Origin of the sequence: Algoriphagus antarcticus (genome assembly GCF_002150685.1) — a bacterium.
Lineage (GTDB): Bacteria > Bacteroidota > Bacteroidia > Cytophagales > Cyclobacteriaceae > Algoriphagus > Algoriphagus antarcticus.
In genome coordinates this window covers 206,557-229,659 of record NZ_MSSW01000001.1, presented here as the reverse complement: position 1 = coordinate 229,659, position 23,103 = coordinate 206,557, and the positions used below count along the sequence as shown (strand labels likewise).

At 39.5% G+C, this 23,103-nt stretch carries 26 protein-coding genes; 13 read left to right on the top strand and 13 right to left on the bottom strand.

All coding sequences use genetic code 11. The features are described 5' to 3' along the window. Positions 1–17: 17 nt before the first annotated feature. The 3 genes from ribH to pdhA form a co-directional block, all read right to left on the bottom strand. Entirely contained in the window at positions 18–494 is a 477-nt protein-coding gene (gene ribH / locus BVH04_RS00960; RefSeq protein WP_086539461.1) for a 6,7-dimethyl-8-ribityllumazine synthase, read from the bottom strand. 84 nt (positions 495–578) lie between these two features. After that, positions 579–1,292 carry a tetratricopeptide repeat protein gene (locus tag BVH04_RS00955; RefSeq protein WP_086539460.1) on the bottom strand — a complete coding sequence of 238 codons (714 nt, stop codon included), beginning with the start codon at positions 1,290–1,292 and terminating at the stop codon, positions 579–581. Between the two features lie 114 nt (positions 1,293–1,406). Then, entirely contained in the window at positions 1,407–2,426 is a 1,020-nt protein-coding gene (pdhA, locus tag BVH04_RS00950) for a pyruvate dehydrogenase (acetyl-transferring) E1 component subunit alpha (protein WP_086539459.1), read from the bottom strand. Positions 2,427–2,518: 92 nt separating this feature from the next. Here pdhA and recF point away from each other — a divergent pair, with 92 nt between their 5' ends. From recF to BVH04_RS00930, 4 genes are all read left to right on the top strand, one after another. Next, on the top strand, positions 2,519–3,631 hold the full coding sequence (gene recF, locus BVH04_RS00945; protein WP_086539458.1) for a DNA replication/repair protein RecF: 1,113 nt from the start codon (positions 2,519–2,521) through the stop codon (positions 3,629–3,631). Between the two features lie 148 nt (positions 3,632–3,779). Further along, positions 3,780–4,007 carry a hypothetical protein gene (locus BVH04_RS00940; RefSeq protein WP_086539457.1) on the top strand — a complete coding sequence of 76 codons (228 nt, stop codon included), beginning with the start codon at positions 3,780–3,782 and terminating at the stop codon, positions 4,005–4,007. 109 nt (positions 4,008–4,116) lie between these two features. Then, positions 4,117–5,274 carry a DUF4221 family protein gene (locus tag BVH04_RS00935; RefSeq protein WP_169714332.1) on the top strand — a complete coding sequence of 386 codons (1,158 nt, stop codon included), beginning with the start codon at positions 4,117–4,119 and terminating at the stop codon, positions 5,272–5,274. Next, entirely contained in the window at positions 5,231–5,599 is a 369-nt protein-coding gene (locus BVH04_RS00930) for a hypothetical protein (protein WP_140160496.1), read from the top strand. The genes BVH04_RS00935 and BVH04_RS00930 overlap by 44 nt, the downstream gene beginning before the upstream one ends. Positions 5,600–5,712: 113 nt before the next feature. Here the strand turns inward: BVH04_RS00930 and BVH04_RS00925 are convergent, their stop codons facing one another. From BVH04_RS00925 to BVH04_RS00915, 3 genes are all read right to left on the bottom strand, one after another. Then, positions 5,713–6,072, bottom strand: coding sequence for a helix-turn-helix domain-containing protein (locus BVH04_RS00925; protein WP_086539454.1), 360 nt, complete (start codon positions 6,070–6,072; stop codon positions 5,713–5,715). After that, a complete protein-coding gene (locus tag BVH04_RS00920) occupies positions 6,050–6,367 on the bottom strand; it encodes a type II toxin-antitoxin system HigB family toxin (RefSeq protein ID WP_086539453.1) in 318 nt (105 codons plus the stop codon). Before BVH04_RS00920 ends, BVH04_RS00925 begins: the two co-directional genes overlap by 23 nt. A gap of 121 nt (positions 6,368–6,488) precedes the next feature. Beyond that, on the bottom strand, positions 6,489–7,394 hold the full coding sequence (locus tag BVH04_RS00915) for a nucleotidyltransferase family protein (protein ID WP_086539452.1): 906 nt from the start codon (positions 7,392–7,394) through the stop codon (positions 6,489–6,491). Between the two features lie 279 nt (positions 7,395–7,673). On the opposite strand from BVH04_RS00915, the gene BVH04_RS00910 reads away from it, so the two are divergent. The 5 genes from BVH04_RS00910 to BVH04_RS00885 all read left to right on the top strand — a co-directional run bounded on the left by BVH04_RS00910 (position 7,674) and on the right by BVH04_RS00885 (position 13,520). After that, the gene (locus BVH04_RS00910) at positions 7,674–8,012 is read left to right on the top strand and encodes a P-II family nitrogen regulator (RefSeq protein WP_086539507.1); all 339 of its coding nucleotides are present in this window, start codon (positions 7,674–7,676) and stop codon (positions 8,010–8,012) included. Positions 8,013–8,047: 35 nt separating this feature from the next. Next, positions 8,048–9,277, top strand: coding sequence for an ammonium transporter (locus BVH04_RS00905; protein ID WP_086539451.1), 1,230 nt, complete (start codon positions 8,048–8,050; stop codon positions 9,275–9,277). Between the two features lie 372 nt (positions 9,278–9,649). Beyond that, a complete protein-coding gene (locus BVH04_RS00895) occupies positions 9,650–11,098 on the top strand; it encodes a BatD family protein (RefSeq protein WP_086539449.1) in 1,449 nt (482 codons plus the stop codon). Then, positions 11,098–12,183 (top strand): chorismate synthase, encoded by a 1,086-nt coding sequence (gene aroC, locus BVH04_RS00890; RefSeq protein ID WP_086539448.1) that lies wholly within the window; start codon positions 11,098–11,100, stop codon positions 12,181–12,183. The genes BVH04_RS00895 and aroC overlap by 1 nt, the downstream gene beginning before the upstream one ends. A gap of 11 nt (positions 12,184–12,194) precedes the next feature. Beyond that, positions 12,195–13,520, top strand: a complete 1,326-nt coding sequence (locus tag BVH04_RS00885) for a dicarboxylate/amino acid:cation symporter (protein ID WP_086539447.1) — start codon at positions 12,195–12,197, stop codon at positions 13,518–13,520. 483 nt (positions 13,521–14,003) lie between these two features. On the opposite strand, the gene fumC is transcribed toward BVH04_RS00885, so the two are convergent. The 4 genes from fumC to mazG form a co-directional block, all read right to left on the bottom strand. Continuing rightward, positions 14,004–15,404, bottom strand: a complete 1,401-nt coding sequence (gene fumC / locus BVH04_RS00875; protein WP_086539445.1) for a class II fumarate hydratase — start codon at positions 15,402–15,404, stop codon at positions 14,004–14,006. Between the two features lie 74 nt (positions 15,405–15,478). After that, positions 15,479–15,955 (bottom strand): hypothetical protein, encoded by a 477-nt coding sequence (locus BVH04_RS00870; protein WP_086539444.1) that lies wholly within the window; start codon positions 15,953–15,955, stop codon positions 15,479–15,481. 15 nt (positions 15,956–15,970) lie between these two features. Further along, a complete protein-coding gene (locus BVH04_RS00865; protein WP_086539443.1) occupies positions 15,971–16,351 on the bottom strand; it encodes a RidA family protein in 381 nt (126 codons plus the stop codon). 135 nt (positions 16,352–16,486) lie between these two features. Continuing rightward, positions 16,487–17,287 carry a nucleoside triphosphate pyrophosphohydrolase gene (gene mazG, locus BVH04_RS00860; protein ID WP_086539442.1) on the bottom strand — a complete coding sequence of 267 codons (801 nt, stop codon included), beginning with the start codon at positions 17,285–17,287 and terminating at the stop codon, positions 16,487–16,489. Between the two features lie 72 nt (positions 17,288–17,359). Here mazG and BVH04_RS00855 point away from each other — a divergent pair, with 72 nt between their 5' ends. The 4 genes from BVH04_RS00855 to BVH04_RS00840 all read left to right on the top strand — a co-directional run bounded on the left by BVH04_RS00855 (position 17,360) and on the right by BVH04_RS00840 (position 20,496). Beyond that, positions 17,360–17,590 (top strand): hypothetical protein, encoded by a 231-nt coding sequence (locus BVH04_RS00855; protein WP_086539441.1) that lies wholly within the window; start codon positions 17,360–17,362, stop codon positions 17,588–17,590. Positions 17,591–17,648: 58 nt separating this feature from the next. Then, on the top strand, positions 17,649–19,043 hold the full coding sequence (gene glmM / locus BVH04_RS00850; protein WP_086539440.1) for a phosphoglucosamine mutase: 1,395 nt from the start codon (positions 17,649–17,651) through the stop codon (positions 19,041–19,043). A 40-nt stretch (positions 19,044–19,083) separates the two neighbouring features. Continuing rightward, entirely contained in the window at positions 19,084–20,229 is a 1,146-nt protein-coding gene (locus BVH04_RS00845; protein WP_086539439.1) for a cysteine desulfurase family protein, read from the top strand. An 87-nt stretch (positions 20,230–20,316) separates the two neighbouring features. Further along, positions 20,317–20,496 (top strand): hypothetical protein, encoded by a 180-nt coding sequence (locus BVH04_RS00840; protein ID WP_086539438.1) that lies wholly within the window; start codon positions 20,317–20,319, stop codon positions 20,494–20,496. A 178-nt stretch (positions 20,497–20,674) separates the two neighbouring features. Here the strand turns inward: BVH04_RS00840 and BVH04_RS00835 are convergent, their stop codons facing one another. The 3 genes from BVH04_RS00835 to BVH04_RS00830 all read right to left on the bottom strand — a co-directional run bounded on the left by BVH04_RS00835 (position 20,675) and on the right by BVH04_RS00830 (position 22,999). After that, the gene (locus BVH04_RS00835; protein WP_086539437.1) at positions 20,675–21,892 is read right to left on the bottom strand and encodes a 6-bladed beta-propeller; all 1,218 of its coding nucleotides are present in this window, start codon (positions 21,890–21,892) and stop codon (positions 20,675–20,677) included. 10 nt (positions 21,893–21,902) lie between these two features. Continuing rightward, the gene (locus BVH04_RS24995; RefSeq protein WP_140160495.1) at positions 21,903–22,112 is read right to left on the bottom strand and encodes a hypothetical protein; all 210 of its coding nucleotides are present in this window, start codon (positions 22,110–22,112) and stop codon (positions 21,903–21,905) included. 140 nt (positions 22,113–22,252) lie between these two features. Further along, positions 22,253–22,999: a hypothetical protein gene (locus BVH04_RS00830; RefSeq protein WP_086539506.1), complete on the bottom strand. Its 747-nt coding sequence runs from the start codon at positions 22,997–22,999 to the stop codon at positions 22,253–22,255. Positions 23,000–23,103 lie beyond the last annotated feature (104 nt).

Below are 23,103 nucleotides of genomic sequence, written 5' to 3'. Positions count from 1 at the left end.
GTTAATAGGTTTTTGTCTTAGAATCCAAGCATTTTCACAGCCGTGATAGCTGCTTCGTCGCCTTTGTTGCCATGCTTTCCACCAGCGCGATCCATGGCTTGTTGCTGAGTATTGGGAGTCAATACTCCAAAAATCACTGGTTTATTATATTTCAATCCCACATTGGTAATGCCATGAGCAACGGCATCACAGATGAAATCAAAATGCTTGGTCTCACCTTGGATCACGCAGCCCAGGCAGATCACCGCATCGATACTTTCTTCCTGGGCTAGCCATTGTGCCGCAAGTGTGAGTTCAAATGAGCCTGGAACATTCTTTCGAATGATATTTTCTTTTTTTGCTCCATTTTCTAAAAGTGTCTGGTAAGCACCAGAATAGAGTGCTTCGGTCACATCTTCATTCCATTCGGAGACGATAATGCCAAAAGTTTTATTGCTGATATCCTGGACGTTTTTGGAGGAATGTGCGCTAAGGCTTTTTAATGACGTTGCCATTGATAGGTTCTTTTTAAAGTATTTTAAACAAAAAAAGAGTAAGACCACAGGGCCTTACTCTTCTAGTATGCTATTGAAAAAGCATTACTTAGAGGCAAGACCTTCTAAGCGAGCTTTGTGTTTTCGCGCAGCAGCAAATTCGAATGACTCGAAATATTTGTCTTCGATCTCTCCATACGCAGCGATTGCTTCAGTGTTCTTACCTGCAGCTTCGTATGCAATAGCAAGTTTGGTCAAATACTTAGGAGTGAAAAACTTGTTTTCATCGTATTCAGCAGCTTTTTTATAGCTAGAGATAGCTTCTTCAGTATTTCCAAGCTCCATATTAGCATCACCTATTAGAGAATAAGCTTTTGCTTGTACCAAGAAATCATCAGCTGAGAATTGCTCTAATTCTGAAATTGCCTCTTCGTATTTTCTCTCAGAAAGATAGATAGAGCCTACGTAGAAATGTGCAAGATTTGCAGCATCTGTTCTTGGATACTCTTCCAAGATGCTGAGGAGTCCAGCGTTAATGCCGTCACCATTCAACGCTAGTTGTACGCTATCTTGCTCGTAGAAATACACTGCCTGGAACATTTCCTTCTGTGCTTTCTCATTTTGGTTTTGGGTGTTGATTTGGAAAAACAAGATTCCTCCGATCAAAACCACTGCTGCGATTAATACCCCAGCTAGTACCTTACTATTCTGCTTTAAAAAAGCCTCACCTCTACCAAGTCGTGTTGCTATCTCGGAAGGATCTTCCAAAATATCATTGTGATGATCAGGGTGTACTCTTTTAGTTTGTTTCGTTGCCATGCTACTCAATTTTCAGCCGCAAATATACGGTTTTTATACTTTCTACAAAGCCCAATAAAAAAGCCATGAAAGCTTTCTGTATTCATGGCTTTTGAGGCGTTATGTTTTTTTGATTTATTCCATTACAAATGGATAGTCTTCTTGGATGTAAACATCCTTGAAAGCATCCTGCCCTTCTGGCCAAGGAGATTCTTCAGCGAATTTCACTGCGTCTGTTACCTTTTGCTTTACGTCTTTGATGATTTCCTCGATCTCCTCTTCGCTTAGAATATTATTTTCCTTGATGGTAGCTAGTACCTGCTCCATTGGATCACGCTGCTTGTATTCCTCTACCTCTTCTTTGGTTCTGTATTTCTGAGGATCGGACATGGAGTGTCCTTTGTATCGGTAGGTTCTCATTTCGAGCAAAGTTGGGCCATCGCCTTTTCTTGCTCTTTCTGCTGCCTCTGCTACTGCTTCGTGTACAGCTTCTACATTCATTCCGTCCACAGCAAATGATGGCATGTCATAAGATTCGCCCAATGTAGAAAGATCTTCCACATTAGATGATCTCTTCACTGCCGTGCCCATGGCGTAGCCGTTATTCTCGATCACGAAAATCACCGGAGTTTTATAAAGCATTGCCAAGTTTAGCGCTTCGTGAAAAGCCCCCTGACGTACAGCGCCATCACCCATGTAGCAAATTGCCAGGTTTTTGGTGCCTTTATATTTTTCCGCGAAACCCATTCCAAGTCCCATAGGAATCTGTGCTCCTACGATTCCATGACCTCCCATGAAGTTTTTCTCCTTATCGAAAATGTGCATAGAACCACCTTTTCCTTTAGTAGTTCCCGTTGCTTTACCGAAAAGCTCAGCCATGATCGCTCCTGGATCAGTGCCCAACCCAAGTGGGTGAGCATGACAGCGGTAAGCCGTAATCCACTTGTCATCTTTGGTCAAAGCTGAAATAGCTCCAGAAGCACAAGCTTCCTGACCAATGTATAAATGACAAAATCCTCTGATTTTTTGCTGGCCATAAAGTTGCCCCGCTTTCTCCTCAAACCTCCTCATTAAGAGCATGCTCTCGTACCAAAAGGTGTAAGTTTCCTTTGAATATTTTACTTTAGACTTAGTTGCTGCAGTTTTCTTTGCCATATCGTAATGATGAAAATATGCTAATTTTAGATTTCAAATATAATCATCCCGCCCTAAATAACAGGCTACCGGCGAAATAATTACCCAATCTCATGCACTTGAAGTCTCTCGAACTCTTACAATTCAAAAATCATGAGAAGACCCGACTCCAATTTTCCATTGAGATCAATTGCTTCGTGGGACTGAATGGGAGTGGAAAAACCAATGTGTTGGATGGTATTCATTATTTGTCTTTGACCAAAAGCGCCGTGCAGTCTAGCGACACTCTGAACGTGCAACACGAGAAAGATTTTTTCGCAATAAAAGGGCAATTTGAACTGGCAGAGGCGAAACAGTTAGAAGTCAGATGCACAGTTGAGCTGGGGAAAAAGAAGCAGATTTACCAAAATGGGAAAGCATTAGCCAAAACCTCCGAGCATGTTGGGCTTATTCCGTTAGTCTTAATTGCTCCAGATGATACAGAACTGATCAAAGGGGGAAGTGACGGACGCAGGAAGTTTTTTGATGGTCTGATTTCTCAGCTTGATCATGCTTACCTTGATCAATTGATTCGGTACCATCATTTTTTGAAGCAACGGAATGCTTTGCTGAAGAAGTTTGCAGAGACCGGTAGGCGTGATCTGACACTCTTGGATAAGTACGATTTAGAATTGATTCAATTGAGTGTCGTGCTTGCAGGTAGGCGAAATGAGCTTTTGGCAGAAATGGCTCCATTATTACAAAGTCACTATTCGGAGATTTCCCAAGGGCAAGAACTAGTCAGTGTGATTTACGAAACGGAAGCTTTACGTGAAGACTTTGGAGCTTATTTTAAAAGCCTTCGGAAAAAAGATCTGATTACCAAAAACAGTAATGCCGGAATTCACAAAGACGATTTCAGTTTTATGATAGGTGAGCATCCGATACGGAAAATTGGTAGTCAGGGTCAGCAGAAGTCTTATATCATAGCCCTTAAACTTGCTCAGTTTCAGATTTTCGAGAAAGAAAAAGGAGAAAAACCAATTCTGTTGTTGGATGATATATTCGATAAGCTGGATGATTTGCGGATTGCCCAACTGATAAAACTGATCTCTCAGCATACGTTTGGTCAGATCTTTCTGACGGATGCCAGGCCTGAAAGATCGAAGAAGATACTTTCAGAATTGAATGCGGATGTGGTTTTCTTTTCGATGGAGAATGGTGGCGTCGAAATAATAGAAAGGTAGAGCTCGTAAGTGATACTTTGATATAGATGGATTAATAATAGATTAAAAGAAAAAATATTATTTTCAAGTTTTTTAAGCGTTTGTTTTTTTATTAATATATATATATATACATATATTGGAATATTAATAATATATAAAACACTTATATATGAAAAGGAAATTAATTCTTGGGATCGTTGCTTTTGCAATAGGCTTTTTAAGCCTTGTCCCGTTTGTAAGTCAGGCTAGAACTGAAGAAACACCTAAGTGCACAGTTTGTGCAATAAGCTTAAATGATGCTGCAATGCATATAGATGAAGGTGGATGCTATTGTGTTGGATTTGGAAATCAGTGTAGATTTGAAGCAGATGATTGTCCTCCAATCGATCCCACCTAACATTTAGTGTAGATCAAGTAAATTGGGCTGTTCAATCAATTTGACCAGCCTAATTTTAAATTAAGTGATGATAAATAGTTTTAGATCTTCAATTTTCTTTGGAATATATATGTATAACTATTCGAAATTCTTTATAATTATTTCTCTAATTTTTGGTTGCTCAAATAAGAAGGATGAAAGCATATTTGCTGCGATACCAGTAACTTCGATTGAATTCCCCTTAGATAATGAAACTGCAAATTTCGGAGGAAATAGAGTCCAATTAGCCAATTTAAATTCAAAAGATATTTTGTTATTATCAAATCCGATTTTTAATAGAATATATCAATACGATTATAATAACCAAGAACTTATTGGATCTACTGATTATCCTGTAGAGGGCCCAAAAGGAGTAGGGAACGTTTCTAATTTTTATTTTCACAATCGAGATACCATTTTAATATCAGGAAAAAATGTAAACTGGTTTTTTATAACTGACCTGGGAAACTCTTATATGGAAAGGTTTAATTTTGATTTTTCAAGGGAAGACAGAGGTAAAGTGCCTGTTGCCACCGAGCAATCAGGGATTATTTTTCATGATCAATCAGTTTTTTTAACCAACCCCATAGCGTACGTACCTGGTATGTATGCAGCGCCAGAGGAGTATAAGAAAATAGAAAATTCGAATTTCGCAGTTGAGTATAACATCTATTCTCCTGCTTTTGTAAGCAATGATTTACTTTTCCCAATAGAATACACAAAATCGGTATATTCTGATTATTTCAACTTTATGAGCCAAGAGAAAGTGGGTGATAATATAATATATTCATTTGGTCTTTCAGATTCAATTATAGTATTCAACACTAAAGATCAAGAAATTATAAAACATATAGCTTCCTCTTACTTAGCTGATGATTTGCCGAAAGTGTCTCTTGCCAATAGTGTAGAAGAAATTGGCCCGGAGCATGAACAATACCGATTAACTACCTTCTTGAATTCTATGAATTATGGTAAAATATTTTACGATTCATACAAAGAGCTATACTATAGAGTGGTAGAAAAACCCAAACCAGAAATCGTTGTAGATGTCCCTCAGCGAACCAAGCCATTTGGAATAATAGTATTGAATAAAAACTTTGAAAAAATTATGGAAGTTGATTTTGAGTATGGGAAGTACGTACTATCAAACATGTTTGTAAGTTCTAAGGGGTTGAATGTTTTAAATTATGAAAAAATACTAACTGATGAATCGCATATTGTATTTGATGTTTTTGATTTTAGTAAATAGTAGTTGTTCTAATGAATGCGAAGAAATTGAAGATCATGAAGGATTTATTCTTATTTATGATGAGTTAAGTTGTCATAGTTGTTTGTCTAATGCGAAGTTTTTTACTGACAGCTTAGTAAATGAGGCAAGTCAGAAATATATCATTTATCTTATAAATCCAATTTCAAAAAAGAAGATTGAACTGGAGTTTAGAGAATTTAGTCCGATTCAAATAATTGAAGATAGTGAGCAACCTTTGAAATGTTTGGATGAATTCCCTAGAGTTTCGCTAGTAGTTAAGAATGGTTCAGAATTCAACTTAATCAAAGACTTTACCTCTAATTGAGCCATAAAAAAAGGAGACGAAGCCCCTTTCTTTATTTCCATAGATCAGCTTGATGATCTCCAGTATCATGCAATTTTTGAGTGTATCAATCACCACTTGATAAGCAATACTCTTCAATACTCCTGAATCAAAACAGAAGCCGGGATTTTTAATTTCTCGTTTAATTTTCTGATCATGGAAAGACTCAATTTTCTTTTCCCAGATAAAATCTCTGATTTTCTAGATCTAGCCCCTAGGATTTTAGTAAGTTCTGACTCAGAAATCCCCGATTGTTCCAAGCGAAATTTGATAGCCTCTATTGGGTGTGGTTTTGGAATAGAAAAATTTTCATTTTCATATTCTTTGATCAATAAAGAAAGCACCTCCAATTCATCGGAAGCCTCTGATCCAAGCTCCAACTCTTGTTGTATCAAGTCGTACGCACGATCAAGCGCCATTTCGTATGCTTCGTTAGTTTTTATTGGTTTTAACATAGCTGATTATTTTAGCATCGATTTTATCGTATTCCTTATGTGTTCCAAACCACACGATAAAGACGATTTTTAGCCGGTATTCAATGTCAACGATTAATCGAAAACTATTACCGTGAATATTGAAGATCACTCGTTTATTTGAGAATATAGAAACATTTCTGAATTGAGATTTCAGGATATTTGGACTCTGCCAATCTGCTGAACTCACTTCTTCATACCATGAAAGCAAGGACTGTCTAGCTTTTGGGTACGATTCGCTCCAGTTTTTAAGCGTTTTCACAGCAATGACTCTCATAACACCAAAGATAGAATAATGGTTACCAAATTGGTATCATGTGTACTAAATTTTTTTATAGTCTAAAAAAAAGCCCTTATAAATACCAAGACATAAAAAAAGGAGCCGAAGCTCCTTTATCTTATTTCCATAGATCTGCTGGATATTCTCCAGCCTCATGCAGTTTTTTCAGTGAAGTTATCACCACGGGTTTGTCCTCGGTGTAGGTGACACCAAACCAAACTTTTCCACCTTCCAAGATATCAAATGCCGCTTCATTGGCTTGAATAAGATTATTAGCGACAGTTGGGATGAAGAATTCAGACTTAAGATTGTCGAGGTTTGCCGGAAGAAAAGTATTCCACATTTTCTCTATATCAGCAAATACATCCGGATGAAAGCCCCAGAAGTTCATGCTTACTGGTGTGTTTTCTGCTATTTCCAAAACTTCACCTTCGGCTTTACTTAGGATTTTCCCATCCTCACGGGCGATAGAAGTTCTTTCAATCATTCCGATCAGATGACCCTTTTCATTGGTTTCGCATACGCCGCGGCTTACGGTGCCATTTTCAGAAAGTACATTCTTGATCGCATAGCCTACCATCGCATGAAGGTCAGGCTTCACCTCAGTAGTTAGAAATTTTCCGATCGCATCAAATGCTTCTTTTCCATAGAAATCATCTGCATTGATCACTGCGAAGGGCTCTTTGATCACATCCTTTGCACAAAGCACAGCATGTGCAGTACCGAATGGCTTCTTTCGATCTGCCTGCTTCAATTCTGCAGGCACAAAGCTGTCCAGCGATTGGATAACAAAATCAACTTCGATTTTGCCTTCAAATTTTGGGAGGAAGATTTCTTTGGCTAAGTCGAGAATTTCTTCCCGCACGATAAAAACGACTTTGCCAAATCCAGCCCTGATGGCATCAAAAATAGAGTATTCAAGAATGGTCTCCCCGTTTGGGCCAAATCCATCGATTTGCTTATTGCCGCCATATCGGCTTCCCATTCCTGCTGCAAGTATAAGTAAGGTTGGTTTCTGGTTCATATATAGGTTCTTAAAACGTTGGCAAAATTAAGTTTTTATGTCAAGGAGGCAAGAGATTCTCCTTGATTTATAAAATGTGATTGGGTTTTAAATAAGTCATAATTTGAGTTTTAGTAGAAAGTTTTTATCCCACTAGGGTACTTTCTAAACCTACTATTCATTTTTAGGCAATAAAATGTGAGTATGTACGGTAAAAAATTATCCTCAATATGAATTTAATTTAATTTTCTGTTTAGTTTTATGCCATTATCTCAAAAAACCATTAGACCCATTGAAAAAATGAAAAAAATTGAAGCGATTATTAGGACTTCCCGCTTTGACCAGATCCACAGCTGTGTGGCAGGGCTTGGAGTGAAATTCCTCACTTTTTATGAAGTAAAGGGAATGGGCCTGGAGCATGCCAGGCTTGAAATGTACCGTGGTGTGCCCTATGAGCCTGCATACATTCCTAGAACTAAGATTGAAATAATTACAGTCGAAGAATTAGTTGAGCCAGTGATCAACTGCATTCTGGCCGAAGGGAAAACAGGTCAGGTTGGTGACGGAAAAATCTTCGTTTACGACGTGCTGGACGCTTATCGCATTAGAAACAGCGATAAAGGAGAGCAAGCACTTTAATCTTATTCATTTACTCACCGAACCTATTTTATCAAATGCAAGACTTATTTACTGTCAATAATTTATGGATGATGATCGCCACTACCATGGTCTTCATCATGCACCTGGGCTTTGCCAGCTTGGAAGCTGGGCTTACACGCTCCAAAAACACTATTAATATCTTGTTTAAAAACACGATTATCCCTGCAATTGGCCTTTTGACTTATGCCTTTGTTGGATTCAATTTAATGTACCCTGGAGCAGAATATGCAGGTTCATTCTTTGGATTCGCAGGGTTTGGACTTACACTCCCGGAAGGTTGGGATACAAGTAATTACAATGCAGGTTATACCTACTTTACAGATTTTATATTTCAGGCAATGTTTGCGGCTACAGCAGCGACTATTGTGTCCGGAGCCGTGGCTGAGCGAGTGAAGCTCGGGCCGTTTATCTTTTTCTCGTTTCTATATGTTGGTATTTGTTACCCTATTGTAGGAATGTGGAAATGGGGTGGTGGATTCCTAAACACACTGGAAACGCCATTTTATGACTTCGCAGGATCTACTATTGTTCACTCTGTAGGTGGATGGGGGGCTTTGATAGGTGCTGCACTTTTAGGGCCTAGAATCGGAAAATATACGTCGAGAGGAATGACTGCGATTCCGGGGCATAGTATTCCGTTAGCTACTCTTGGGGTCTTCTTATTGTGGTTTGGATGGTTTGGATTCAACGGTGGATCAGTACTGAGTGCCGATCCGGGATTGGTCTCCAAAGTTTTTGTGACTACTTCGATGGCTGCCGCTGCTGGTGCTTTCGGAGCATTGATTGTTTCCTATTTGATGTTTAAAACATACGATATTACCATGGTATTGAACGGAATTCTGGCTGGCCTAGTAGGAATCACTGCTGGAGCTGATCAGATGGGAGTTAATTCTTCGATCATCATTGGTTTGATAGGTGGTGGCTTGATCGTATTTGCAGTCGTTTTCTTCGATAAAATCAAAGTGGATGATCCAGTAGGGGCGATTTCAGTTCACCTTGTTGGTGGTATTTGGGGTACTTTGGCGGTTGGCATCTTCGGTGATTTGGCTGGTGTAAGCCAGTTGGTCTCTCAGCTGATTGGGATTGCTTCAGTTGGAGCATTTTGCGTTGTTTTTGCCGGAGTGATATTCTTTGTCATGAAAAAGACTGTCGGAATCCGAGTAGATGAAGCAGAAGAAACGGAAGGTTTAGATATCAATGAGCATAGTATGCGTGCCTATCCTGATTTTGCGACAAAAGATTAATTATAGGTAAACAGCTACCATGAATTAAAAAAGCCCCGTTCCAATTTTGGTCGGGGCTTTTGTTTTAAAATGCTTGTGCTGGCTCGAAATATCTATTGAGAATGACCTTGTGAATTTTACCAAACATCAGGTAACACCAGTCTTTGAATTCCTGAATTTCTGTGGGTGAAATTAGCCTTAGTCCTTTTCTCAGCTCACGTTCAAACAAATAATTTGAAAAGCTGACCTTTTGTAAGATAGTCTTCACATATTCTATCATAGTCTAAAGAGTTTAGGGTTTTAACTGATTTTAAGTTTTAATACGGAGGCATTTCTCTATATGTTGCGTTATTTTAGAAATCAAAGAGTAGAAAATTCCCTATTTTCGCAACCATGATTAAAACGCTTGCCCGATTCATTTTCGTATGTGGCCTCTTCCTATTTTCAGGATTGGCCATAGCTCAGGATGTTCAAATTGAGCTTGGTCCTGCTGAGATCGGTTTGAATGAAACTTTCACCATTAAGGTAACGCTCAGCAACGAAAAAATCAAATCCTATGATCAATTTCCAGAGATCCCAAGTTTTCAGAAACAAGGAATCTCTCAATCGTCCTCGATGAATCTTATCAATGGTCAGATGAGCAGTTCCAATAGCATCATACAATATTATAAGCCGAGCAGAAAAGGAGAGTTTACTTTGCCATCTTTTGAGCTTACGATTAACGGACAAGCCTATTCTTCGAGCGGAAAAAAGATCACTGTGGGAGACGCGGCTAGTACCACTAGTGGAAGTGGTTCAGCTTCTGATCCTTTTGCAGATTTCTTTGGGCGATCAGCTGTGGAAGATCCAGAATATGTAGAGATGGAAGATGATGCTTTTTTCTCCGTATCTGTGGATAAAGAAGAGATTTATCAGGGTGAAGGATTCAATTTGAGTTTGGCTTTTTACATGTCTGAATCGAATCAGGCTCCCTTTAATTTTCATGAGCCAGGCAGGCAGTTAGATGATATTTTGAAGAAAATAAAGCCTACAAATGCATGGGAAGAAAACTTCAACATTAGCAATATTGATCCCGAGCAAGTTACCATTAATGGCAAAAGATGGACAAAATTCAAGGTGTATGAGGCTACATTTTTCCCTTTTTCCGAAGGTGAAATAGTCATCCCAAGAATCCCGTGGGAGATGATCAAATATAAAATTGCCAAAAACCCAACGTTCTTTGGAGCTAATAGACAGGAGGATTTCAAGACCTTTTATTCCAATCCAAAAACGATAAAGGTCAAGCCGCTTCCTCCACATCCTTTGAAAAATGAGGTGAGTGTGGGGCAGTTTCAGATTAGAGAAAACATCACAACTATTGAAGTAGAAACAGGTCAGGGTTTTGACTACAACTTCGGCATAAGCGGCGTAGGTAATATAAATGCGGTCTCAGCCCCCAAAAGACTTCCTGTTGCCAATTTGAACACCTATGATCCCAACGTCCGACAGCAGATCAATCGTGGCTACGGCAGGGTGTCGGGAATCAAGGAGTTCAATTATTATATCACTATCAATGAGGCAGGTGTGGTAGATCTTGGGAAGAATTTTGAATGGGTTTATTTTGACCCGGAGCGTGCTGTATATGATACCTTGAGACCACAGGCGAAAATTACTGTGGCCGGTGAAAGTAAGGTGAATCAGGCGATTTCCAGTCAGCGTTTAGGCGGGTTATACGATCGTATTTCTACTGAAGACAATCGGTTTTTAAACGAGAAATATAAATACTATTTTACGGTCGCAATCAACGTTTTGCTACTCATCGCAGTGGCAATGCTGGCCGTATTGATAATTAGAAAGAGATAATGGGCAATTCATTTGGAAAGCTATTCAAGATCACCACCTATGGTGAATCACATGGATTGGCTCTAGGGGTAATCATCGAAGGATGCCCAGCAGGACTGAAAATAGATGAGGCTAAACTTATTGCAGAGATGCAGCGAAGGAAGCCAGGGCAGTCCAAAATTACCACACAGCGCAAGGAAGAAGATGAATTTGAGATCAAATCAGGGGTTTTCGAAGGAGTAACCACCGGCACCCCGATCGGGATTGTGATCAATAATTCTGATCAAAAAAGTAAAGATTACTCTCATATCTCAGACAAATTTCGCCCATCACATGCTGATTTCACCTATTTCGAAAAATACGGACTAAGAGATTATCGCGGAGGAGGCAGAAGTTCTGCAAGAGAAACAGCCGCTCGGGTAGTGGCTGGAGCTATCGCAAAACAGCTTTTAGAAACAAAAGGAATCAGCATTCAAGCCTATGTGTCTCAGGTAGGTGATTTGAAGTTGGGTAAAAGTTATACTGAATTAGATCTTGCTATGGCTGAAGAGAACATTGTGAGATGTCCTGATCCAGCAATTGCTGAGGAAATGATAGAATTGATAGATTCGGTTAGAAAAGATCGGGATACAATTGGTGGGGTAGTCAGCTGTGTGATCAAAAATACTCCTGTAGGAATAGGAGAACCTGTATTTGATAGATTACATGCCGAGCTTGGTAAAGCCATGCTAAGCATCAATGCAGTGAAAGGTTTTGAGTACGGAAGTGGTTTCGAAGGTGTGAAAATGCGTGGTTCTGCCCATAATGATACATTTGTTCAAGTAGGTGAGAAAGTTCGAACGCTTACCAACCATTCCGGAGGAATTCAAGGCGGAATATCCAACGGAGAAGATATTTATTTCAATGTCGCCTTCAAACCAGTCGCTACCATAATGACAGATCAGGATTCAGTGAATGAAGCTGGCGAAACTGTCGTGGTTTCAGGAAAAGGTCGTCACGATCCATGCGTGGTGCCTAGAGCTGTCCCGATCGTGGAAGCCATGGCGGCCTTGGTCATAGCTGATTATATTTTGTTGTCAAAAAGCAATAAACTGCAGGACTTCTAACCCAGATATATATGTTTAAAAAGATACCCTTACATACCCAAATTATCATCGGACTTGTTCTGGGGTTGATTTTTGGCTTAGTAGTCATTAAGACTTCCATTCCCAATTCCTTCACCTTAGATTATATCAAACCATTCGGTACGATTTTTATAAATGCTCTTAAAATGATTGCCGTGCCTTTGGTACTGGCATCTTTGATTGTTGGGGTTTCAAATTTGGGAGATGTTTCCAAATTGAGCAGGATTGGTGGAAAAACTATTGGTACCTATTTGGTTACAACTGTTTTGGCAGTGACGATAGGCTTGGTGCTTGTGAATGTATTCCAGCCAGGCAAAAGTTTACCTCCCGAAACGCGTGAGAGTTTGATGAGCCTGTACGAAGGTGATGCTGGCTCCCGAGTTGGACAGGCAGCAGAATTACAAAAGCAAAGCCCGCTACAACCATTGGTGGATATTGTTCCTGACAATGTATTTAGAGCCACTACGGATAATGCAGCTATGCTGCAAGTGGTTTTCTTCGCTATTCTTATAGGTATTGCCCTTTTGCAAGTGCAAAAAAGTAAGGCTGCGCCAGTGATCGCGTTTTTCGACGGGCTGAATGAGGTCATTATTCAGATCGTTAATTACATCATGATGATAGCACCTATCGGGGTTTTTGCTCTGATGGCATCCTTGATTGTTGAGATTGCAGGAGATAATCCAGATTCTGCTGTTCAGCTTTTGATGGCTTTGTTGAAATACAGTTTGGTGGTTTTGGGCGGGCTCTTTACCATGATATTGGTCGTTTACCCATTGATCTTGATGGCTTTCACAAAAGTCAAATACAAGGATTTTTTCAAAGCAATACGACCAGCTCAATTGCTAGCATTCTCAACTAGTTCGAGTTCTGCTACGCTTCCAGTGACGATGAAGCAAGTGGAGGAAGAATTAGGTGTTTCTGAAGAAATTTCGAGTTTTGTATTGCCTTTAGGCGCTACTGTTAATATGGATGGGACAAGTCTTTACCAAGGCGTAGCAGCGGTGTTTATCGCTCAGGCTTTAGGTATGGAGTTGAGCTTGACACAGCAACTGATGATTGTCTTGACAGCAACACTAGCTTCCATTGGATCAGCTGGTGTTCCAGGTGCCGGGTTGATTATGCTGATTATCGTCTTGGAATCGATTGGTGTCCCTGCTGCGGGTATCGCGTTGATTATCGCTCCAGATAGGATATTGGACATGTTCCGAACCGTAGTAAATGTCACGGGTGACGCCACAGTTTGTACCATCGTAGCAAGTACTGAGGGCGAATTGCCAGATGGATTGATACGAAAGTCAAATCCGCTGACTCCGAATTAATAAAAAATAGAAGTATAAATAAAATGGCTCCTTTATCTATCGGAGCCATTTTTTGGTTTGAAGCGATTCGCTAATCATATATAAGATGAGAATGGGCTACAAGGAAATGCTCGAATTAAAAGCAGGCAAATTGAAAGCAAAAGATGCTCGGGATTGAATTGATGAACTTTGACCTATCTAGTCAAATCTGTGCCTTAATTTGAGAAAGAGCTTGAAAATTTTCTTAAGAAATATCATTCTCTCAGATCTGAATTAAGCTGATAGAAAGACTTGAAATACTCCTTACTGAAGGAACTCCCCTATTTGAGAACTGCTATAAAATCAGATTGTCAATTGCTTCAAAAGGAAAAGGTAAGTCAGGAGGAGCAAGAGTCATAACTAATTTTGCTATTTCTGATGATACAGTTTACCTATTTGATTATAATAAAAATGGCAGCCTCTTAATCAGAAGCAGCCATTTTTGGTTTTATACCAGAGTGAACATTACTTCAAGCTACCGGTCATTTCTTCAGGTTTTACCCAGTCGGTAAATTGCTCAGAAGTAAGCAAGTTAAGCGCGATCGCAGCTTCTCTCAGGTTAGTTCCTTCCTTATGTGCTTTCTTGGCAATAGCCGCAGCATTTTCATAGCCTATATGTGGATTCAATGCTGTTACCAGCATTAAGGAATTCTCCAAATGTCTCTGAATCATCGGCGTATTTGGTTCGATTCCTATTGCACAATTATCATTGAATGATACGCATGCATCTCCGATCAAACGGGCAGATTGTAGGAAATTAGCTGCGATCATTGGTTTGAAGACGTTCAATTCGAAATGTCCATTTGAACCACCGATAGAGATAGCAACGTCATTTCCCATTACTTGAGCAGCTACCATAGTTATGGCTTCTACTTGCGTTGGGTTGACCTTGCCTGGCATGATGGATGAACCTGGCTCGTTTTCAGGAATCAAAATCTCACCAATTCCAGATCTTGGCCCAGAAGAAAGCATCCTCACGTCATTGGCAATTTTCATTAAGGAAACTGCCAATTGCTTTAGCGCTCCATGCGTTTCTATCATAGCATCATGAGCTGCAAGTGCTTCAAATTTGTTTTCAGCAGTCACAAATGGCTGACCAGATAGCTCAGCAATCTTCTTAGCCACTAGCTCAGAATATCCCTTTGGAGTATTCAGGCCAGTTCCTACGGCAGTTCCTCCCAAAGCTAATTCGGAGAGATGCGATAAGGTGTTTCTCAAGGCTTTTAAACCATGATTAAGCTGAGCTACATATCCACTAAACTCTTGTCCAAGCGTAAGCGGAGTCGCGTCCATAAAGTGTGTACGTCCGATTTTCACCACGTCCTCGAATGCTTCCACTTTTTGGGTCAAGGTATCTCTGAGTTTTTCTACGCCTGGGATTGTGGTCTCCATCACCATTTTATAGGCAGCGATGTGCATAGCCGTAGGATAGGTGTCATTAGATGACTGAGACTTATTTACATCGTCATTTGGGTGGATTTTCTTTTTGGAATCTTCCAAAGAACCTCCCAAAAGCACATGTGCTCGATAGGCGATTACCTCATTTGAGTTCATGTTCGATTGAGTGCCCGATCCAGTTTGCCATACCACCAGCGGGAACTGATCATCGAGCCTTCCTTCCAAAATCTCATCACATACTTTTCCAATGATATCTGCTTTGTCCTGATCCAAAACGCCTAGCTCAGCATTAGTTTGCGCTGCGGCTTTCTTCAAAATAGCGAATGCATGGGTGATTTCGATTGGCATGCGGTTTTTCTCGCCGCCGATCTTGAAGTTATTAATGGATCTTTGGGTCTGTGCCCCCCAGTATTTGTCAGCAGGCACCTCAACAGGTCCCATGGTGTCTTTTTCTATGCGGATGCTCATAATTGTATGATTTATTGAATCTTTTCGTAGGCTAAATTAAAACCAAATGCCATTGTTCCCTAGAAATAGAAGGCTTAATCCTTCAATTGAAAATTGATCAACTGGTGAAAAACTTTGCGCGAAGACTTCACTTGCCTGTTGAAGAAATACATGGCCACTACATAATTGACCAAGGCTAGAATTAAACATATGGCAGCATACCAATAATTAGGGATTAGGAATGTATAAAGTGCTGTAAATGCAAGCAAAACGATTGACCAAAAAGCTAAAAAAAACAGTGCTCCTGGGAACAAACTGTAATTGATGAATATAATGCTTCCCCGCGCAGTGGCTTCGACTTTGCCCATAATCAATGGGAGGAATGTATCGGCTCTATTCAGGACTTTAGAAATTCTAAAGTCAGATTTACCAACTATGCCATTGAAAATAATATGTCCTTTGGCTTGGGTTCTTTGGTCTAAATAGTTGACCTCCCGCGTCACACGATTCAAATGTCCTAACACTTCTTCTTTGGAAAGAGCGCTGACTAAGGTTTCACTATCGTGGGGCAATAGGTTCAAAATTCGTTATTTAAAAGCAATACAGGAGATTTCTACATTTACATTTTTGGGAAGCTTACTTACTTCTACTGTTTCCCGAGCTGGTGGGTTTGATTTGAAGTACTGTCCATAGGCCTCATTGATTGTGCTAAACTCGTCCATGCTTTTGATGAAAATGCTGCATTTGACAATATCGTTAAAGGTAAAATCTACAGCTCTAAGAACGGCTTCTAGATTTTTCATTACCGCATGAGTTTCCTCCGTGATATTCTCATTGATCAATTCGCCGGTCTCAGCATCCAAGGCTATTTGACCAGAGACATATAGCGTATTTCCTGCTAAAACTGCCTGAGAATAAGGCCCAATCGGTGCTGGAGCCTCTTTAGTGAATATTATTTGATTCGCCATTTTTTAGATTTTTAGAGAGATAATTAAAGAACCCTAAGAGTTCTATTTAAGTTTTTGTTAACTGCCAACTGCCAACTGCCAACTGCCAACTGCCAACTGCCAACTGCCAACTGCCAACTGCCAACTGCCAACTGCTCACTTCCTCTTCGCTTCATTCCAATACACATCCATTTCTGCCAAAGTCATCTCGCTTAGCGTTTTTCCAGACTCCTTAGCGGCAGTTTCCAGGTATTGAAATCGCTTGATGAATTTTTTATTGGTTCGCTCCAACGCTTCCTCTGGATTGATATCAATAAATCGTGCGTAATTGATCAAAGAAAACAACAAATCGCCAAATTCACCACTTGCTTTTTCCTGATCGATTTCTTTTTCATCCGCCACATTGAATTCGGCCTTGAACTCCTGCATTTCCTCCTCGACTTTCTCCCATACTTGACTTTTTTCTTCCCAATCAAAACCTACTCCACGGGCTTTTTCTTGGATTCGCATTGCTTTGATTAATGCAGGAAGTGATTTTGGAACTCCGCCAAGGACAGATTTATTTCCTTTCTCAGTAAGTTTTATTTTTTCCCAATTCTGCTTCACTGCTTCTTCGTCCTCAGCCTTGACGTCTCCGTAGATGTGTGGATGACGGCGGATTAGTTTTTCACAAAGTGCATCAATCATCGTTTTCATGTCGAAGTTGCCTTCTTCAGATCCGATTCTTGCGTAAAACACGATGTGAAGGAGAATATCTCCCAATTCTTTTTTGATCTCATCGGGATCTCCTTCGAGTATAGCGTCCGAAAGCTCAAAAGTTTCCTCTATGGTCAAATGTCTGAGACTTGCTGTCGTTTGATTTTTGTCCCAAGGGCATTGCTCCCTGAGTTCATCCATGATAGTAAGTAATCTGTCAAAAGCTGCCAATTTCTCGGCTCGGGTACTCAAATTTATCATGGGTGAGGAAACTATGCTGGAATTAGGAACGTTTTCGAAACAAAGCCTTAAATTTGCGCAAATTTATTCGTTATGACAACCGTATTTCTAACCCTTGGTTTCGTTGCTATATTCTTCATTTTGATGTCGGTAAGGCTATTATTCCTTAAAAACGGCGAATTCAAGGGTACATGTGCCTCCCAAAATCCTTACCTGAATAAAGATGGCGGAACCTGTGGTTATTGTGGGAAAACTGTAGATGCTGACAGCAGCTGTGGCAATCCTGACAATGAAGTGGACAAAGTTCTAGCTAAATTCAAGTAAAAGTAATCCTGTCATTTGGCAGGATTTATCAGTTTTTAACCTAATCAAATTACCGTACGTGTCACTAATTAAATCAATCTCTGGCATCAGAGGAACTATCGGTGGAAAAGCCGGCGATGGCCTTACACCCATTGATATTGTCAAATTTGCTTCTGCTTATGGAGCTTGGGTACTGGAGAAAACTAACAATCCTAAAGTAATCATTGGTAGAGATGCCCGTCTTTCTGGCGAAATGGTTTCTGGATTGGTTTCCGCTACACTTCAAGGCCTGGGAATCAATGTAATCGATCTCGGCTTAAGCACTACTCCTACAGTGGAATTTGCTGTTCCTTTGGAAAAGGCCGGAGGAGGAATCATTCTCACTGCTAGTCACAACCCTGTGCAGTGGAATGCACTGAAGCTTTTAAATGACCAAGGAGAATTCATTTCGGATGCTGAGGGAAAGGCTATTTTAGAGAAAGCTGAAAAGGAGGATTTTTCTTTCGCAGAAGTGAAAAAGCTTGGTAGCTATTCTCAAATCAATGATTATATCGAGCGCCATATTCAGCATGTGTTGGATTTGGAGCTGGTTGATGTAGAAGCTATCAAAGCCAGAAACTTCAAAGTAGTCGTGGACGCTGTTAATTCCACTGGTGGAATAGCAGTCCCTATGCTATTGAGAGCACTTGGAGTGACAGAAATCGAAGAGATGTACTGTACACCGGACGGCAACTTTCCACATAATCCAGAGCCACTTCCTGAGAATTTGAGAGATATATGCCAGAAGCTGCAGCGTGGAAGCTACGATCTAGGCATTGTGGTCGATCCTGATGTGGATAGATTGGCCTTTATCAATGAAGACGGATCAGCCTTCGGCGAAGAATATACCTTGGTGGCTGTAGCAGATTATGTGCTTTCAAAGACTCCTGGCAATACAGTTTCTAACCTCAGTTCTACGCGTGCACTTCGTGATGTGACAGAAAAAAGGGGTGGCGTTTACAATGCCTCGGCGGTAGGAGAAGTGAATGTAGTCAATCAGATGAAAGCTGTGGATGCAGTGATTGGTGGTGAAGGAAACGGTGGTATCATCTACCCAACTTCGCATTACGGACGTGATGCCTTGGTGGGAATCGGATTGTTTTTGACTCACTTGGCTAATTTTGGTAAAACTATTTCTCGACTTAGAGCAACTTATCCCAACTATCATATCTCAAAAAATAAAATCGAACTCACTCCTGAGATTGACGTCGATAATATTTTGAGTGAGATCAAAAACAAGTATAAAAGCCATCCAATCAACGATATAGACGGTGTCAAAATCGAATTTGAAAAGGAATGGGTACATTTGAGAAAGTCAAATACGGAACCAATTATTCGTATTTACTCTGAATCTGAATCAGAAGCTACAGCTGAGCATTTAGCCAAAAAGCTAATTGCCGATATCAAAGAAGTGGTGAATGCTTCCATGATTTGATCTGGGCTTCATATAGAATCTACAACCCAAAACGAGTGCAATGAAAGTTTATTTAGACAACGCGGCCACCACTGCTATGGATGATCGAGTGATCGATGCCATGCTCCCGTTTATGAGAAATCATTATGGCAATCCTTCTTCTGTCCATAGTTTTGGTAGGGAAGTAAGGACAGCTATAGAGAGATCTAGGAAAAAGGTCGCTGAATTGCTAAATGCTACACCAGCAGAGATTTTTTTCACATCAGGTGGAACTGAGGCTGATAATACAGCGATTGTATGCGGAATAGAAAGCCATGGAATTACCCATGCGATCACTTCTCCGCTAGAGCATCACGCAGTTTTGCATACCTTAGAAATGTGCGAGAAAAAGGGCCACATCAAGCTTAGCATCCTCGGTGTGAATGATACAGGTGAGTTGGATATGAATCAGCTAGAAGAGTTGCTTAAAGCAAATCCAAAAAGCTTGGTGTCCCTGATGCATGCGAACAATGAGATTGGGAACTTGAATGATTTGAATCGCATTGGCACGCTTGCAAAAGAATACGGTGCATTTTTTCATTCGGATACTGTCCAAACAGTGGGGCATTATGTGCATGACTTAAAGTTATTGCCTTTGGACGCGATGGTAGCTGGCGGACATAAATTCCATGGGCCAAAGGGTTCTGGATTTCTTTATGTGAAAAAGGATAAGAAAATCCATCCATTGATTCATGGTGGCGCTCAGGAGAGAAATATGCGTGGGGGAACTGAAAATGTGATCGGGATTATTGGAATTGTAAAAGCTTTGGAAATCGCCTACGAAGAAATGGCTGAGCATCAACTTCACATAGAATCTATCAAAAAGCATTTTATTCAAAGGCTAACTCAGGAGATTCCAGGTGTAGAGTTCAATGGACTTTCGGCTGATATGGCTAAGAGTCTTTACACTGTTTTGAGTGTGAGCTTACCTCCATCGGAGGCAAACAGCGGAATGTTGCTTTTCAACCTTGATTTGGAAGGGGTTTCGGCATCCGGAGGATCTGCTTGCAGTTCTGGAGCCACAGTGGGTTCACATGTGCTGCGAGCGATCAATCACACACCCGAAAGAGACGCAGTTAGATTTTCCTTCAGCCGATTTAATACGATAGAAGAAGTCGATTATACCGTTGGGAAATTGAAAGAATTATATGCTGTAGAAGAAGCATAAGAAATAGAAAGGAGCTCAAAAGGCTCCTTTTTTATTTTCGGGGAAGTTAGAATGTGTAATTGTTTATCTTTTTGTTTAAATTTCATCATGGGAGCATTTTATCAAAAACATCGATTTGTCACTGATCCTCAAGGAAATAAAATTGCTGTCATTGTGCCGATTGATGAGTATGAAAAAATTCTGGAAAAATTGGATGAACTAGAAGATATCAGACTTTATGACGAGTCCAAACTAGCTGATAGCGAATATCTATTTCGGATTATTTGAAAAAGAGAGATTTGAAATGAGTAAGTATGAGGTTCTTTTATCTCAAAGGCTGAAAAGCAATTGGATGAACTTCCAAACATTATAGCCAAGCCTATCCTAAAAACTACAAATTACCTGCTGATGAGCCTACACCTTCAAACGGTAATGGCTTCTTAAAAGGTCTAACCAAAAATAACGATTATTTATTATTACCTAAGTCATTTCTTAAAGTCATAGAAACTAAAACTGTCTGATCGTCTTGAAGCTTAGTTTTAGTTTTCTCAAAAAAATCATGTAAGCTACCATCTCTTACGGATAGATCTTTGTCTGAAAATTTTTCTAAATAGTCATAATAGAAATCTATTGAATTCATTTTGATGACAATTTTATTGTCATCAAATGTCCAAGGTATATTTCTTATCTTCATTCCGTCTATATCGTTTTCAAACGTTATATTTTGAGAAATTAATTTTAAATCCTTATTTAAGATTATATAATGAATTCCTTTTCCGTACTGATAGAAAGATAGAAAATAGTAATTGCCAAGCTTGAAAAAAGATGAAATATCTTGAACCATTCTTTTTTCATTAAGATCATTCATGTAAGAATCTGAGTTAATAGATCCATGTTCTGATATGAATATCTCGTCTACAGCAGTTTCCCCTAAGTCAAAATTGACGATTTTATTGAGAGATAGGTCAGTGTTAAAAAAATATACGCTGGAACTTAAAGGTAAAGTGTGAAAGATCATTCCGTCGTTACTTTCAGTAAATCCATTTTTCATTCCGAAATGGAATTCCAGAAATTCAGGATTAAAAGGGGAATATGCCGCTAATACATTTTCTTTTTCTTTTAAAATAAAATTATAAGGCGTTTTGTCTATGTTATTGTTCATGAAAAAAAGAATTCTGTCTTTGTATTTGAAAAATCCGGAGGCATTATTTGCTATTTTTTCTTCTGATATAAAGTCTCCGTGGATATTAAAAGATAGTATTTTCCTTAGGCTTCTGTCTAAAATGAATATGGTATCGGTTTTTATTTGAAAAAAATCAAGCTGAAAATATTCACCTGGCCCCTTCCCTTTTGCCTCAATTACTTTGCTAATGTTTCCGTCTTTCCTAAATATATGCACATTACTTGTGAAATTATCTTCTACGTAAATATTATTTCCTGAGTAAATTATCTTATAAGGTTGTACAAGTGGAATTGAATCATCATCATCTAGAAGTGTATATTGAATTGAATCAAATACATCTGATAATAACCCTTCGCGAGATTCTCTCAATGATATGTTTATTTTTTTAGAAGCATTATTGTCTGCATTTTTTTTATGGCATCCAAATAATGTAAAAATGCTAATCCAAATTAAGTATCTCATCATGGGATATATAAAATGGCATTCATGAATGAATGCCATTTTTGTTTTGTTAATTAATTGAACTTACTTCGTCACAATGTTTTTGACCACCAAAATCACAACCGGAAGAACCATCGAATCTACATCGATAGACTTCCCCTCCCCCATCGCACTGGATTCTTTCAATTTGCCATACTTCTTCTCCTGCAAATGTTTCTGCATGTGGCATAAGGAAAAATGTCGCTGCAAAAATGGATGTCACTGCAAATACTTTTTTCATAATAAATTATTTAGTGGTTATAAATATGATAATAACAATGTTTAGTTTAAAAGTCAAAAGAGCAAGAATTCACCTAATAAACAGTTAGGTTTCGTGACACAAAACGTATTTTATGCTATAAAATACAAATTATTTAGAGTCTATAGGTTTTTTAAATATCCGTCACTATAATTCGTCCAAATCTCATAAATAGGATCTCCCTTGGAGCTAAGTCCACTGTGATGCCATTCCCCGTCGATCACTTCATAGTTGAAATCTAAGCTAGCTCCTACCCGGCTATCATCACGGGAGAAGAAGGTGATATTCTCAATATATTTCCCATCTTTAGCAGTGTAAGTTCCTCCTCCAGTTCCAGAGAATTCTTTTGTTTCTGAGTTAAAAGCAATCCACTGGAATCTTCCGCCACTTAGGATTTTCACAGTCCTCCTTGCTCCGGGTGTTGATCGAGAAATTTCATCATCTCTTTTTCTGCCAGTGATCACCCAGTTTCCGGTGAGAGCATCTTTCTCATCCGAAACCTTCTCCCAGATTTCCACGAGCATTTTGCCATTGATTTCGGCGGAGATCACCATCTTTTCATTTACCCAGTCTAAGGTGTAGTTGTTGGAAGTACCCACCTGTGAAGGATCTAGCGTCAAAAAATCCATCGTCTCTATGTACTCCCCGTCGTTATATGAAAAAGGGCCACCGCCTGCACTGACAAAATGATTATCAGAGATTCGTTTAGCACCAAAGGCGAAATAATTATCCTGGTAGATTTTGATGTATTCCATGTCCTTCAATTCTTGTCCATTTTGATGCGTTAGTTTCCACGCTCCATCCAGACTTTGGGCGTCTACACAGCCGAAGAAAAATAGTGCTACGAAAAAAAGTATAGTTGCTTTCATGGTTTTTGAGGTTTTATTCACCTATTAATTTGATCAAGATTAGGCAGAAAACCAATGGTTTATTTGTGCTGCGGCTTGTTTCCCTTTTGAAAAGAGCAAATCAT